This is a genomic window from Siccibacter colletis, from assembly GCF_000696575.1.
Classification (GTDB): domain Bacteria; phylum Pseudomonadota; class Gammaproteobacteria; order Enterobacterales; family Enterobacteriaceae; genus Siccibacter; species Siccibacter colletis.
This window is the reverse complement of sequence record NZ_JMSQ01000023.1, coordinates 1-457: the sequence shown is the minus strand read 5'-3', so window position 1 is coordinate 457 and position 457 is coordinate 1. Positions and strand designations below refer to the sequence as shown.

Genomic DNA, 457 nt, shown 5'->3' with positions numbered 1-457 from the left:
CCCTACTCATCGAGCTCACAGCAAGTGTGTTTTTGTGTACGGGAGTATCACCCTGTACCCTGCGACTTTCCAGACGCTTCCACTAACACACAAACTGATTCAGGCTCTGGGCTGCTCCCCGTTCGCTCGCCGCTACTGGGGGAATCTCGGTTGATTTCTTTTCCTCGGGGTACTTAGATGTTTCAGTTCCCCCGGTTCGCCTCATGCCACTATGTATTCATGACATGATAGTGCAACGAATTGCACTGGGTTTCCCCATTCGGACATCGTCGGTTATAACGGTTCATATCACCTTACCGACGCTTTTCGCAGATTAGCACGTCCTTCATCGCCTCTGACTGCCAGGGCATCCACCGTGTACGCTTAGTCGCTTAACCTCACAACCCGAAGATGTTTCCTGCGATTCATCGTCGTGTCGTAAGCATTTGAGAGACTCGAACACACCTTTTTCTGTTCT

At 50.8% G+C, this 457-nt stretch carries 1 rRNA gene; it reads right to left on the bottom strand.

From position 1 onward, the window contains the following. A 23S ribosomal RNA gene (locus ET34_RS0117100) occupies window positions 1-377 on the bottom strand; the annotation flags it as partial. Between the last annotated feature and the right edge of the window lie 80 nt (window positions 378-457).